This is a genomic window from Curtobacterium sp. MCSS17_016 (assembly GCF_003234255.2).
In the GTDB taxonomy this organism is placed as follows: Bacteria; Actinomycetota; Actinomycetes; order Actinomycetales; family Microbacteriaceae; genus Curtobacterium; species Curtobacterium flaccumfaciens.
The window spans coordinates 706,158-719,154 of the sequence record NZ_CP126254.1 but is presented as its reverse complement, the minus strand read 5'-3'; the positions used below and the strand labels follow the sequence as shown (position 1 = coordinate 719,154).

15 protein-coding genes are annotated in these 12,997 nt (G+C 71.8%); 4 read left to right on the top strand and 11 right to left on the bottom strand.

What is annotated here, in order from left to right; translation table 11 throughout:
- Positions 1 to 14: 14 nt before the first annotated feature.
- Genes DEJ19_RS03535 through DEJ19_RS03525 form a run of 3 tightly spaced genes read right to left on the bottom strand, consistent with a single transcriptional unit; the run spans position 15 to position 2,049 of the window.
- Positions 15 to 833 (bottom strand): helix-turn-helix transcriptional regulator, encoded by an 819-nt coding sequence (locus DEJ19_RS03535; protein ID WP_181441598.1) that lies wholly within the window; start codon positions 831 to 833, stop codon positions 15 to 17.
- Positions 830 to 1,477, bottom strand: a complete 648-nt coding sequence (gene lepB / locus DEJ19_RS03530) for a signal peptidase I (protein ID WP_110864314.1) — start codon at positions 1,475 to 1,477, stop codon at positions 830 to 832. The genes DEJ19_RS03535 and lepB overlap by 4 nt, the downstream gene beginning before the upstream one ends.
- Positions 1,474 to 2,049, bottom strand: a complete 576-nt coding sequence (locus DEJ19_RS03525; protein WP_146248331.1) for a hypothetical protein — start codon at positions 2,047 to 2,049, stop codon at positions 1,474 to 1,476. Before DEJ19_RS03525 ends, lepB begins: the two co-directional genes overlap by 4 nt.
- A 127-nt stretch (positions 2,050 to 2,176) precedes the next feature.
- Here DEJ19_RS03525 and DEJ19_RS03520 point away from each other — a divergent pair, with 127 nt between their 5' ends.
- Positions 2,177 to 2,962, top strand: coding sequence for an SDR family oxidoreductase (locus DEJ19_RS03520; protein WP_111233921.1), 786 nt, complete (start codon positions 2,177 to 2,179; stop codon positions 2,960 to 2,962).
- A gap of 26 nt (positions 2,963 to 2,988) precedes the next feature.
- On the opposite strand, the gene DEJ19_RS03515 is transcribed toward DEJ19_RS03520, so the two are convergent.
- The 6 genes from DEJ19_RS03515 to DEJ19_RS03490 form a co-directional block, all read right to left on the bottom strand.
- Entirely contained in the window at positions 2,989 to 3,873 is an 885-nt protein-coding gene (locus tag DEJ19_RS03515; RefSeq protein ID WP_111233920.1) for a VOC family protein, read from the bottom strand.
- A 207-nt stretch (positions 3,874 to 4,080) separates the two neighbouring features.
- Positions 4,081 to 5,172, bottom strand: a complete 1,092-nt coding sequence (locus DEJ19_RS03510; protein WP_146250707.1) for a hypothetical protein — start codon at positions 5,170 to 5,172, stop codon at positions 4,081 to 4,083.
- A complete protein-coding gene (locus DEJ19_RS03505; protein ID WP_111233918.1) occupies positions 5,169 to 5,771 on the bottom strand; it encodes an ABC transporter ATP-binding protein in 603 nt (200 codons plus the stop codon). Before DEJ19_RS03505 ends, DEJ19_RS03510 begins: the two co-directional genes overlap by 4 nt.
- Positions 5,762 to 6,805: a peptidoglycan-binding domain-containing protein gene (locus DEJ19_RS03500; protein ID WP_111233917.1), complete on the bottom strand. Its 1,044-nt coding sequence runs from the start codon at positions 6,803 to 6,805 to the stop codon at positions 5,762 to 5,764. The genes DEJ19_RS03505 and DEJ19_RS03500 overlap by 10 nt, the downstream gene beginning before the upstream one ends.
- Positions 6,805 to 7,158 carry a hypothetical protein gene (locus DEJ19_RS03495; protein ID WP_111233916.1) on the bottom strand — a complete coding sequence of 118 codons (354 nt, stop codon included), beginning with the start codon at positions 7,156 to 7,158 and terminating at the stop codon, positions 6,805 to 6,807. The genes DEJ19_RS03500 and DEJ19_RS03495 overlap by 1 nt, the downstream gene beginning before the upstream one ends.
- A gap of 253 nt (positions 7,159 to 7,411) precedes the next feature.
- A complete protein-coding gene (locus DEJ19_RS03490) occupies positions 7,412 to 7,696 on the bottom strand; it encodes a hypothetical protein (protein ID WP_110858837.1) in 285 nt (94 codons plus the stop codon).
- A gap of 104 nt (positions 7,697 to 7,800) precedes the next feature.
- Between DEJ19_RS03490 and DEJ19_RS03485 the strand changes: the two genes are divergently transcribed.
- The gene (locus DEJ19_RS03485) at positions 7,801 to 8,367 is read left to right on the top strand and encodes a GNAT family N-acetyltransferase (protein ID WP_071405850.1); all 567 of its coding nucleotides are present in this window, start codon (positions 7,801 to 7,803) and stop codon (positions 8,365 to 8,367) included.
- A gap of 76 nt (positions 8,368 to 8,443) precedes the next feature.
- Here DEJ19_RS03485 and DEJ19_RS03480 read toward each other — a convergent pair whose 3' ends face one another.
- Together DEJ19_RS03480 and DEJ19_RS03475 are read right to left on the bottom strand one after the other, a co-directional pair.
- The gene (locus DEJ19_RS03480; protein WP_111233915.1) at positions 8,444 to 9,961 is read right to left on the bottom strand and encodes a catalase; all 1,518 of its coding nucleotides are present in this window, start codon (positions 9,959 to 9,961) and stop codon (positions 8,444 to 8,446) included.
- 95 nt (positions 9,962 to 10,056) lie between these two features.
- Positions 10,057 to 10,521, bottom strand: coding sequence for a Fur family transcriptional regulator (locus DEJ19_RS03475; RefSeq protein ID WP_071404389.1), 465 nt, complete (start codon positions 10,519 to 10,521; stop codon positions 10,057 to 10,059).
- Between the two features lie 169 nt (positions 10,522 to 10,690).
- Here DEJ19_RS03475 and DEJ19_RS03470 point away from each other — a divergent pair, with 169 nt between their 5' ends.
- Both DEJ19_RS03470 and DEJ19_RS03465 read left to right on the top strand, forming a co-directional pair.
- The gene (locus tag DEJ19_RS03470) at positions 10,691 to 12,004 is read left to right on the top strand and encodes an acyltransferase family protein (RefSeq protein WP_111233914.1); all 1,314 of its coding nucleotides are present in this window, start codon (positions 10,691 to 10,693) and stop codon (positions 12,002 to 12,004) included.
- Between the two features lie 49 nt (positions 12,005 to 12,053).
- Entirely contained in the window at positions 12,054 to 12,992 is a 939-nt protein-coding gene (locus DEJ19_RS03465) for a cytochrome c oxidase assembly protein (RefSeq protein ID WP_258377456.1), read from the top strand.
- The last annotated feature ends 5 nt before the right edge of the window (positions 12,993 to 12,997 follow it).

The following is a 12,997-nucleotide window of genomic DNA, read 5'->3' as shown; positions in this document are numbered from 1 at the left end:
AAAGAACGCGAGAACTACCGTTCTCCGGGTGTGCCGCTCCGCGCGATGGTCTGGTGCGGCGGCTCCCCGAACCGCTCCCGGTAGTACGCCGCGAACCGCCCGAGGTGGGTGAACCGCCACCGCCGCGCGACCTGGCTGACGAGCAGCGCGCGGGAACCCGGCCGTCCCAGCTCCAGGTGCACCCGGTCGAGCCGGACCTCGCGCAGGTACTGCATGGGCGTGACGCCGAGACGACGACGGAACAGGTCCTGCAGGCCGCGCTCGCTCAGGTCGCAGGCCGCTGCGACGTCCGCCACCGTCAGCGTCCGGTCGGCGTGGTCGTGCACGAAGCCGATCGCCCGCCGCATCCGGTCCGCGACGTCCGATCGCGACCTGGCGAAGGTCGACAGGACGACGGTCGCGATCCGCCGGTTCAGGGCCGCACGGTCGTCGGCGGGCAGGGCCGGGTCGAGGATGCGCCCGGAGGCCTCGCGCAGCAGTGCGCGCAGCGGTTCGAGTGCGGGATCGGCCGCGTCCGGCTGCCCGAACACCGAGGACTCCCCCGTGTCGCCGAGCAGCGACGGCGACAGGTGGAGCAGCGTCGTGGCGGTCGCGTCGGTCTCGAAGCCGTACGCGACGGACGCCGAGAGCATGATCGGCCGCTCGGCACCGACCTCCCAGTGCTCGCCGTCGTCCGCGGTCAGGCTGGCCCGGCCGTCGGCGAGCCAGAACACGACGTGGTCGGGGCGTGGACCGATGGTCCCCGACCGCTTGCCCGGTGTCGCGATCCGGTGGATCGACAGGTCGTCGTCCCCGCCGGTCTCGTAGCCGAAGCCCTCGTCGTCCGCGGTCACGGCGTCGGGACCCGGTCCCACTCGTCGCCGTACCGGGACAGCAGCGACCACCGCGAGATCGGCCACGTGGTCACGAAGGCCCGCCCCACGACGTCGTCGACCGGCACGGTGCCGTGCACGCGCGAGTCGGCGGAGTCGTACCGGTTGTCGCCCATCACCCAGATGCGCCCCTTCGGCACGGTGATCTCGAAGTCCTTCCCGGCGACACGGTCCGACCCGCGTTCGAGCACGACGTAGGGCTCGTCCACCGCGTGCCCGTTCACCGACAGGCGGCCCTGGGCGTCGCAGCACGACACCGTGTCACCCGGCAGGCCGATGACGCGCTTGATCAGGTCATCGCCCTGGCCCATGCCGAGCCAGCCGCCCGGGTCCTGGAACACCACGACGTCACCGCGCTGCAGTGGGACGACCCCGGGCACGAGCTCGTTGACGAGCACCCGGTCCCCGACGAGCAGCGTGTTCTGCATCGAGGCCGAGGGGATGTAGAAGGAACGGACCAGGTACGCCTTGACCAGGAACGACGCCAGCAGCGCCACGACGACGATGATGACGAGGTCGCGCAGGAACCGCAGCCCGCCGCGCTTCGGCTCGTCCGCAGCGGTGGGTTCGGAGGGGGGTCCGGTGTGTGCGTGCGGGTCACTCAATGCGTCAGCACCACCTTGACGAGACCGATCACGAACGCCACCGCGGCGAGCACGATCCCGCCCCACAGCCCGAGGAAGGTCGGCTGCTTGCCACTGAACCGCTGCATGAACACGCCCACCAGCCCGATGCGCACGACCAGGATCACGGTCGCCGAGATCTGCGCCCACTCGGCCGGCAGCCAGCCGATCCACGCCGCCGCGTAGAGGACGGCCGGGATGAGCCCGGAGGTCGCGATCGGGTTGGCGTTCCGGACGATCGTCGCGACCGAGTCGCGCCGCGCAGCGCGGTCCGCAGCGGACTCCTCGCCGTCGTCGCCGAGTCCGTGCGCGACCAGGTGCGCGAGCACGTGCGCCAGGTACGTGAGCACCGCGGTCGCCAGGACGGTCGCCACCGCGGCGCCGTGGTGGATCTGCTCCGGGTCCACCGCGATCGCGACGGCGAGCACCGTGATGTTGCCGTAGATGTACGACGACATCCGGTCGCGGACGTGCTCGAGCGGCAGGTCGCGGGGGTCCGGGCGACCGCCGCGGCGTCCGCGCCCCGGTCGGGAGGGCCGTCGTGTTCGTGGCATCCGTCCATCTTGGCCCCCGCGGTCGGCCGTCCGCCGACAGGACACCGGGTGCGATGGTCACACGGGTGGCCGGTTCCGGCAGACTGGGTGCCGATCGGTGCGACGGAGCGCCGGACAGGAGGCACGCATGACGTCCGCACGACCACTCGCCCTGGTGACCGGGGTGGGTCGCAGAGCCGGCATCGGCGCAGCGCTCGCCACCCGGCTGGCGACCGACGGCTGGGACCTCGCCATCTCGTGGTGGGGACCCTACGACGACCGCGTGAGCGGCGGGGCGGACCCGGACGGGGTCGATTCGGTGGTGCAGGAGTGCGAGGCGGCCGGAGCACGGGTGACGCGCCTCCCGGTCGACCTGGAGGACCCGGAGCAGGCGGCCGCACTCGTCGGCCGCGCCGAGGCGGAAGCCGGCGCCCCGGTCACCGCCCTCGTCATGTCGCACTGCGAGTCCGTCGACTCCGACTTCCGCACCACCACGGTCGAGTCGTGGGACCGCCACTTCGCCGTGAACGCCCGCGCCCCGTTCCTGCTCGTGCAGGCCTACGCGGCCGGGCTCGAGCGCGCCGGGGACGCCGCACCGCGCGACCGACGCCGGATCGTCGCCCTGACGAGCGACCACATCGCGTACAACCTGCCGTACGGGGCGTCGAAGGGCGCGCTCGACCGGATCGTGTTCGGCGCCGCGAAGGAGCTCGGCAGCCTCGGCGTGAGCGCCAACGTGGTGAACCCGGGCCCGAACGACACCGGCTGGATGTCCGACGAGGTCAAGGGGTGGGCCGTCGAGGGCACCCCGCTCGGCCGACTCGGACGCCCGTCGGACACCGCCGCGCTCGTCGGGTTCCTCTGCTCGGAGCAGGGCGCGTGGGTGAACGGACAGCTGCTGACGTCGGACGGCGGGATCTCGAACAGCGCCTGACCTGTCGGCCCCTCGCGACCCGATCGTCAGCCGCGACCGGGCGCGGTCACCTCGATGCGGTTCGCCCACGGGTCCTCGAACGCGACCGTTCGGCCGTCGTCCGCGGTCTGTACCCCGGTGTCGTGCATGCGCGACACGAGGGCGCCGAGGTCGTCGGCCCCAGGCACCTCGATCCGCACGAGTCCGAGCCCGAGGGCGAGCTGGCGGCGCCCGGCCCCGCGGGAGTTCCAGGTGTTCATCGCCATGTGGTGGTGGTACCCGCCCGCGCTGACGAACAGGGCGTCGCCGAAGCCGGCGGTGGTCTCGAAGCCGAGGGTGTCCACGTAGAAGGAGCGCGCGGCGTCGACGTCGCCGACGGACAGGTGCGCATGGCCGACCTTGCCCGGGCGTGCTGCGGCGGTGTCCAGGGCGTCCTGCGTCAGGTGCTCTTGCAGGAACGCGTTCGGGTCGACGTACTTCGTGTCCATGTCGACCATGCCGTGCGTCCACGACCACTCCGTGCGGTCACGGTCCCAGTACAGCTCGACGCCGTTGCCCTCGGGGTCGGTGAAGTAGAACGCGTTGCTCACCAGGTGGTCGGCGCTGCCGGTGAAGGTCTGCGGGAACTTCGTCGCGACCGAGTACAGCGCGGCGGCCAGGTCGGCCCTCGTGTCGAACAGGATCGCGGTGTGGAACAGGCCGGCGTCGTGCGGGTCGGCGTGCTGCATGGACGGCGCGTGCTCGAGGATCACGATCGGGATCGCCAGACCACCGGCGCCCGGTCGCCCCAGCACGGCGACGCCGCCCTCGTTCGAGAGCAGCGCGAGCTGGACGCCGTCGCGGTAGTAGCCGATCATCCGGTCGAGGTTCGCGACGCGGAGGGTGACGGCACCCATCCCGGTGTCGGCGGCGAGGAGGTCCTGCGTGTGCATGGCACCAGTGTGCGCCCATTTAGTTGACGCGTCAACCAAATGGGCGTCGGTCGCCGGCGCCAGAACGACAGATCCACGCCATCCCGGTGCGAGGTACCCGCCAAAGCGACAGATCGCTGCGAACAGTTCGCGGCGATCTGTCGCTTCGGCGAACGGGGGCGCGCAGGCGACGGGAGGCCCGGCGCGCGTCCGCCCCGCCGGCCGCGGTCAGCGGGAGCGGAAGTAGCGGTGCAGCGCGCGCTCGCGGATCGCGGCTGCGGCGAGCGCTCCACCGAGCAGCGCGCCCACGAGCCCGAGGGACGCGATCGCGATTACCTCGCGCACGATCGGCAGCGCATCGTCGACCTCGAGGCCACGCACCGACACCACCGCGACGCTCGTCGCGACCACCGCCCCGACAGATGCCCAGACCAGGTGCTGCAGGACGACGCCGAGGACCTGCGCACTCCGCGGTACCCCGACGTGCCGATCGGAGGCCAGGGCGAGCCGACGCCGTGCGACCGCTGCCCCGCCGATCGTCAGCCCCACGAGGGCCGCTGCACCGAACGGGACGAGCACTGGCTGCCGCGCCGCGGGGGTGAAGACCGCGCCCAGCGTCGGATTGAGCTGCCCGGCGGTCGGTCGGTCCTCGCCCTCGGCCCCGCTCGCCGGCAAGACGGTGCGCCGGAGCATCGCGACCGTGTCGTCGCGCTGCGGCCACACCGTCGCCCAGCAGGCGTCGAACGGCGACCCGTCGTCCACCGCCGGTGCGAGGACCGCGTACTCCAGGTCGGGGTCCCGGCCGTCGTCGGGGTAGTCGTACACACCGGCGACTCCGGTGCCCGCGCCGCCCACCGTCACGAGGCGATCACCGGCAGCAAGACCCAGGGTCTCGTGCACCGCGGGCGAGACGATCACTCCCGTGGCCCCGTCGGCAGCCGAGCCGCCGAGCAGGCCACGCACCCCGGCGGTCACTTCGTAGGTCGGGATCGCCGAGCCCGGCAGCGCGGCGGGGACGACCCCGGCGTCGAGGCGCCGGAACGCACCCGACGCGATGACCCCTTCGGCATCCGCGAGCGCATCGCACACGCGGCCGTCGATCCGGCCCTCGGCCCGCTGGACGGTCGTCGCCGCACCGCTCGCGACGAACACCGCAGCCGCTCGGACGTCACCGGCGACCGCTCCGGCGCGCATGCCCACGACGCCGCCGAGCAGCACCGCGAGGACGACAGCGGCCGTGGCTGCCCACGAGGCTCCGGAAGCGATGTCGCGCCACGCCTCCCGCCAGACCTCGGTCACCTGCATCCGGCGAGGGCTCATCGGTACCGCCCGAGGTCGAGCACTCCGTCGCAGGCGTCACGGGTCGCGTCGTCGTGCGTGGCGACGACGACGACCGTCCCCGACGCGACGAGCGCACCGATCCCACGATTCACCTCGATCGCGGTCGCCCGGTCGAGTTGCGCCGTCGGCTCGTCGACCAGCATCAGACCCGGCGCGCTGGCGATGGCGCGCGCGAGCATCAGGCGTTGCGCCTCACCACCGGACAGTTCGGCGAACCGCGCGTGCGCCCGCGAACCGAGCCCGAAGCGCTCGAGGACCTCGAGCGCCCGGACGTCCGCGGTCCGACGATCCGCCCCCTGGGCGACGAACGGCAGCGCGACGTGGTCGAGCACGCGGCGGCGGGCCACCCCGTACGGGTTCTGGAAGACCCAGAGTGGCCGACAGCCCGGCGGACGGACGACGGCACCGCGCGTCGGACGGAGCATCCCGGCGAGGATCGCGAGCAGCGTTGACTTGCCGGAACCGCTCGGCCCGACGACCGCGGTCACGGTCCCCTCGGCGAAGGTGCGGTCGATGCGGTCGAACAGCACGGTGCCGTTCGGCCAGACGTGCCCGACGCCCTCGAGCGTCACCGACACGAGCTGGACCGGTCCGGCGCAGCCCGGATCCGGTCGAGCGTTCGTCCGCCGGGCACCCGGACGAACGACTGCCCGAGTTCCGATCCGAGCACCTCGACACGGAGTGACCGCCCCGTCGTCGGTTGCACACACGCCCGGTCACCTTCGAGGTCCCAGAGGGCCGTCGGTGGCACCACCTGGACGGTTCGTGGCCGGCTGAGCGTCCACGTCGCGGCCACGGTGGGTGCGCCGTCCGCCGAAGCGACCGTCGCCGCGTACTCCGGCAGGGCGGTGATCGCGGCGAGGGCCGTCGGCGACGAGACCACGCCGGCGGCGTCGGTCGGGATGTCGACGTTCCCGATCCGGAGCACGCGCTCCCCCGGCGCCGGATCGACCGGGAGCGCCTCGATGCGCGCGCCGCGGAGTTCGGCCGGGAGTTCGACGAGGACACCGTCGGCGCCGACCACGGCCCCGACGACGGCCACGCACGCCAGGACGGCGTTCTCGGCGGCTGGCACCCATGCGAAGGGGTCCCGCGGCACGATGTCGTCGGGCAGGTCGTCGCGGTCGACACCTCGGTCGACCAGGAACTGCTGCGCAGCACGGAGTGTGCCCCGACCGAGGATGCCGTCGATGCTCAGTCCGGCACCGAGGCGCGTGAGTTCCCGCTGCAACCCCGTGACGTCGGCCCCGCGGTCGCCGAGCTCGAGGTCGCGCCACAGCGGCTCGTCACTGGCGAGCGCGATCACCGGCCGCCCGTCGACCCGCGCGAGGACGTCCCCACTCCGCACGGGTGCCCCGGTCGAGCACGTCGACGTCGTCACCGTGCCGCTCCGCGACGTCACGACCGCCCGTGGGGCACCGGTGTCGAGTGCGAGCTGCACCTGTCGTGCATCGGCATCGGTCCGCTCGGTCACCCGTACGGTGCTCGCGGGGGCCGCCGTCCGGAGTGCAGCCGGGACCTCGGCCGGCACAGCGACCACGATGGCGGCGGCCGTCGCCGCCGCGACCACCATCGCGCCGAGCGCCAGGAGTGCGGCAGACGGGAAGCGCATCACTGCCGCCAGAGGCCGAGGGGGTCCAGCCGACACTGTACGGCTGCGGGGTCCCACGGCGAGAAGGAGAAGTTCCCGTCGTCGTTCTGGGTGCGCCATTCACGTTCGGTGTACGTGTCGTCGACGAGTCTCGCAGCACGGAGGCACGCGACGGTGATCGTTGCCTCGTCCTGCTTCTCCGGGTTCCGCCGGACCTCGTTGAACAGGTAGGTCACGTCGCTGTCGAAGTCCTTCGCGCACTTCGACTTCGAATCGTTCATGGCCGTGGCGTCTTCAGCCTTCCGCCCGGGGAGCGGCGAGGCTTCGGACGTGCCGTCCTCCGCTGTCGTGTAGTCGTAGCCGAGATCTCGCATGCATGCGCTCATGCGGGACTGCGCATCTGCGACCTCCCGCGCCGAGATCGTTCCGTCCGAGAGGATCTGCCGCTGGTAGGAACTGGTGTCGGAGGCCGATTCCGCGAACTCACCCGCCCACGGCCCGGCCGCGGAGAAGCCTGACGGATCGACGACCCGGGGGGCAGCATCTGCGGAGGCGCAGCCAGCGAGTGCCGTGGCGGCGATCGCCCCGGCGATCGTTGCTCCCCGAAGCCTGCTCCGAATCACCGCGTCAGGCCCGGGTCATGCCGTACTGGGCGATGTTGGTCCAGCAGGCGGCCTGGTAGGACCACTTGTTGCCACCGACCACGTTCCCCCACTTCATCGTCCCGCTCCGCAGACGGTTGAAGTGCTGAGCGCGACCACACCCCGACTCGTTGAAGCCCGTGCTCTGCGTCACCTTCCGCCAGCACGTCGCCGCACTCGCCTCCGGCGCCGTCACGGTGTCGACCGCGATCCCGCCGCCCACGACACTCCCCAGCACGACCGCACCCAGTACGACGTTCTTGATCGACATCGATCTCCCCTTTGGTGGTGACATCACTTCGATGTCACCGTTAACGTATTACCGGTCGGTACGAGAACGCAACGATCACCACCACATCCGTGCAGGATGGACCCGTGACTGACGACATCCGGTGGGAGGTGGTCGAGGAGAGCACGCTGTCGCTCCCCGACCACGAAGCGATCGCAGCGCTGCTCGGGCAGGCCTTCCCCGACTGGTCGCACTGGTACGTGGGCGGCCGGAGCTGGTCCGGCATGCAGCCGGAACGCCGGGTGCTCGCGCACGACGCCGACGGGGTCGTCCTGGCCCACGTCGGCATCCGCCGCATGTACATCTCTGTCGGCGGCGAAGACGTCCTGGTCGGCGACACCGGCCTGGTCGCCGTGTCGCCCCGACTGCAGGGCACCGGCGTCGGCCGCGAGCTGATGACCCGGACCGCGGCGGTCCTCGAGGGACTCCGCGTCCCCTTCGGGTTCCTCGGCGCCGGCGAGGACCGCATCCCCTTCTACGCGAAGCTCGGCTGGCACGAGTTCCCCGAGGCCGTCGGCACCTTCTCGGCGTTCACGGCCGAGGGCGCGGGCGTCAGCAACACCGAGCAGGGCGGCTGGATGGCGCTGCCGGTGGCAGCGCAGCTCGAGGACTGGCCCGCTGGCCCGATCTGGCTGAACGGCCAGCAGGTGTAGACGCAACGACCAACGGACGGGAGGCCCGGTACCAGCTGGTACCGGGCCTCCCGTCCGTCAGGTCGTGCAGCGGGGCTTACGCCTCGACCGCGACCTTCTCCGGGTCCTCGTTGGAGCCCGGCGCGCTCGGCGCGACCGCGGCGCGCACGCGCGCACCCAGGTCGGCGTCGACGTTCGTCCAGTAGGCGAACACGCGCTCACGCAGGTCGTCGCGCGTCACCTTCGAGACGTGGCCGGCGATGTTGCCGACCAGGCGCTCACGGGCGGCGTCGTCCAGAACCTCACGGACGAGTGTGCCGGCCTGGCCGAAGTCGTCGTCCTCCGGGTGCAGGGTCGCGGCGGAACGCTGCAGTGCACCGTCGGACTCCCAGCCCGGGGCGTCGTCGGTCGCGTTCGGGTCGGCGTGCGCACCACCGAGCGAGTTCGGCGCGTACACCGGCACCTCGGACTTCTGGAAGTCGAAGCGCATGCCGCCGTCCTTCGAGTACGAGTGGACCTCGTTCTTCGGGGCGTTCACCGGCAGCTGGGCGTGGTTCGTGCCGACGCGGTACCGGTGTGCGTCCGCGTAGCTGAAGATGCGCGCCAGGAGCATCTTGTCGGGGCTCGCCGCGATGCCGGGCACGAAGTTCGAGGGGGCGAAGGTCGCCTGCTCGATCTGCGCGAAGTAGTTCTCCGGGTTGCGGTTGAGCTCCATCGTGCCGACCTCGATGAGCGGGTAGTCCGCGTGCGGCCACACCTTCGTCAGGTCGAACGGGTTGAAGCGGTAGGTCGCGGCGTCCTCGTAGGGCATGACCTGCACCTTGAGGGTCCAGCGCGGGAAGTCCTGACGCTCGATCGCGGCGTGCAGGTCACGGATGTGGAAGTCCGCGTCCTCACCGGCGATGCGGTCGGCGTCCTCCTGCGTCAGGGTCTTGTGGCCCTGCTCGGTGATGAAGTGGTACTTCACCCAGAAACGCTCGCCCTCGGCGTTGATCCACTGGTAGGTGTGCGAGCCGAAGCCGTCCATCTCACGCCAGCTCGCCGGCAGGCCGCGGTCGCCCATCAGCCACGTGACCTGGTGCGCCGACTCGGGCGACAGGGTCCAGAAGTCCCACTGCATGTCGTGGTCGCGCAGGTGCGAACCCGGCAGTCGCTTCTGCGAGCGGATGAAGTCGGGGAACTTGATGCCGTCGCGGATGAAGAACACCGGGGTGTTGTTGCCGACGAGGTCGTAGTTGCCCTCGGACGTGTAGAACTTCAGCGCGAAGCCACGGGGGTCGCGCCAGGTGTCGGGCGAGCCCTGCTCACCGGCGACGCTCGAGAACCGGGCGAGCATCTCGGTGGTCTGCCCGGGCTGCAGGAACGCGGCACGGGTGAAGCGCGAGACGTCCTGCGTGACGGTGAAGGTACCGAAGGCGCCGCCGCCCTTGGCGTGCACGACCCGCTCCGGGACACGCTCGCGGTTGAACTGGGCGAGCTTCTCGACCAGGTAGTGGTCGTGCAGCGCGAGGGGGCCGTCGGCCCCGACGCCCATCGAGTGCTCGTCGCTCGAGACGGGTGCGCCGCTGTTGGTCGTGGTGGTCGGGGTGCCGGTCGGCGTGTTCTGGTCGGACACGGTTCCTCCTGGAGGTGGGACGTTGGTTCGGTCAGGGGTGCTCGGGTGGTTCGGGGTCCGGCGCGTCGTGCGGCCGGTGCGGTGGGCGGTCGCCGTCAGGCGGGCGTGGGGGCGACGTCTGGGTCGTCGTGCTCTGCCCCGTCGCGCTCTGCCGCTGCGCAGCGTTCGCAGATGCCCCAGTAGGTGACCTCGGCGGTGGTGACCGCGAAGCCGTGGGTCTCGGACGGGGTCAGGCAGGGCGAGTGGCCGACCGCACAGTCGACGTCCTCGATCGCGCCGCACAGGGTGCAGACGATGTGGTGGTGGTTGTCACCGGTGCGGCGCTCGTAGCGCGCAGGGCTGCCAGCCGGTTCGATGCGGCGGACGAGCCCGACGCCGGTCAGGGCGTTCAGCACGCCGTAGACGGCCTGGTGACTGGTGGTCGGCAGCTCCACGGCCAGCGCGGTGACGATGTCGTCCGCGGTGGCGTGCGGCATCGAGTCGGTCGCTCGGAGCACCGCGAGTCGTGGGGTCGTGACCCGGAGCCCCGAGGAACGGAGCAGATCGGCGTCGGCGTCCATGCTGAGCCTTTCTTTTGCAGGAATCAAGACAACGCGTTCACTGTACACGAGCTTCTGCTGCCGGCCAGCGAGGGGACGCATGCCGCCACCGGAATACGAAGTGTCACGATCCGGTCGCGATCAGCTGGCACGACACTGGACCGACCGTTCCGCACGCTAACGTCCGGACATGTCCACGAGCCAGGGTCTGCCTGAACAGGCGAACAGCACCGCGGACGTCCGGGGGATCATCGCGCAGCGGGACCTGGTCGTCGACCTCATCCGGACGGCCTGCGTCGTCCTCGTCGTCATCGTGCACGTCACGATGGTCGGCGTCGCCGCCGATGACCAGGGGGTGCGGGTCACGAGCCCGCTGCAGGAACTCCCCTGGTACGTCGCAGCGACCTGGGTCGGACAGGTGATGCCGCTGTTCTTCGTGGTCGGCGGGTTCGCGAGCGCCGTCGGCTGGCGCAGCACCGTCGCCCGTGGTGCGCCGAGCCCCGCCCGCGACTACCTGGCCACCCGCCTGGTGCGGCTGTTCCGGCCCGCGGTGCCGCTGTTCGTGTTCCTCGCGCTCGGGCTCGGGGTCGCCACGGCCGCTGGCACGCCGCCGGAGCTCCTGGCCGAGGTCGCTTTCGGCATCGGTTCGCCGCTCTGGTTCCTCGCCGCCTACGGCATCACCCAGTGCTGCGTCCCCGTGATGATGCGCCTGCACGAGCGAGCGCCGTGGGCCACCCTCGCCGTGTTGCTCGTGCTCGCCGGGGCGGTCGACGCCGTCCGCCTGGCCACCGGGGTCGCCGAGGTCGGGCTGCTCAACCTCGGCCCGGTGTGGCTCTTCGCGCAGCAGCTCGGGTTCCTCTGGGCCGACGGCTGGTTCGCGCGCCGGTCGAAGGTGCTCCTGCTCGGCGTCGCCGTCGCCGCGTACGCCGTGCTCGTGCCGATGACCTCGGTCGGTCTCTGGGCGCCGGACATGCTGCAGGACCTCAACCCGCCGATGCTCCCGCTGGCGTTCCTGGCGATCGCGCAGGCGTGCCTGGTCCAGCTCGTGCACGCGCCGCTCACCCGGCTGATGCGCACGCGGGCCGCGCTCGGGGCAGTGTTCGTGCTCGGCCGCGACGGCATGACCATCTACCTGTGGCACCTGCCGCTGTTCATCGCGCTGAACGGCATCGCCCTGCTCGTCGGGGTGCCGTTCCCGGCGCCGGGCTCTGGTCCGTGGTGGGCGTCGCGCATCGTCGCACTGGTCGTGGTGCTCGCGGTCGCGCTCGGGGTGGCACGGGCCCTGCGCTGGTTCGACCGGCCGCTCCCCCGCCTGCTGCCGTCGGCGGATCGTCCCGCGTGGCCGGTCGTCGCGGTCGCTGCGCTCTGCACGATCGGCCCGGCGTTCCTCGTGATGCAGCTGCACCTGTCGTTCGGCGTCGCGCTCGTCGGCGCCGTGGCGGTTCCGGTGGGCGTCTGGCTGCTGTCGCGGACCGTCCCGGCACGCGGGGTCGCCCGGATCTGAACCGGTTCTCACCGTCGCGGGGCCACGCCGGACCCCCGGTGGACCCCGGGTGGACGGAGGATGGCTCCGGCGGAACGACGGACGAGTCCGCCTGATCCCCAGGAGGCTCCCCACGCCGTCGACACCCGAGTTCTGGAGCACCTGGCGGTTCGACCCCCTGGCGGCCGTGCTCCTCGTCGTCGCCGCGGTCGCCTACGGCCGGTGGGTCGTCGGCGTGGCGCGACGGGGTGCCCGGTGGCCGTGGTGGCGCACGCTCGCCTTCGCCACGGCGCTCGTGCTGTTCGGCGTGTTGCAGTTCGGCATCGTCGGCGTCGACGACGAGCGGTTGCGCTGGGCGTTCGTCCTGCGGGCCGCCCTGCTGTTCTTCGCGGTCCCCACCTTCGCGGCGCTCGGTGCGCCCGTCGCACTGCTCCGGATCGGAGGCCCGGCTCGCCTCGCGCAGGTCGCCGACGCGGTCATGGGGTCACGTCCGGTGCGCCTGCTCGGCAACGCGATCGTCGCCCCGCTGGTCGCGCTCGCGCTGTTCGCCGTCCTGCTCACCCCGTTCTCGGCGGTGATCCGGGAGTCCCCCGCATGGGCCGCCGTCATCACCGTGGCGGTGCCGGCACTCGGGTTCGGCCTGCTCGCACCGCTGTCCGAGGTCGGCGTGCTCGTCTCGTCGACGTTCGCCACGGCCGAGTTCCTGCTCGCGTTCGTCGAGCTCGTCGTCGACGCGGTGCCCGGCATCGTGCTGCGGATCACGAACCACGTACTCGACGGGTCCATCGTGCCGGTGGTCGGGCGACCCTGGTACCCGTCGCCGCTGCAGGACCAGCACCTGGCGGGCGACCTGCTGTGGTTCATCGCCGAGGTGGCGGACATCCCCGTGCTCGTCGCCCTGTTCATCCGGTGGCAGCGGACCGACCGCCGCGAGGCCCGGGCCGTCGACGCCCTGACCGACGAACAGATGGACGAGCTGACCCGAGCGCACCTGCAGCGCCGCAGTTGAGCGCG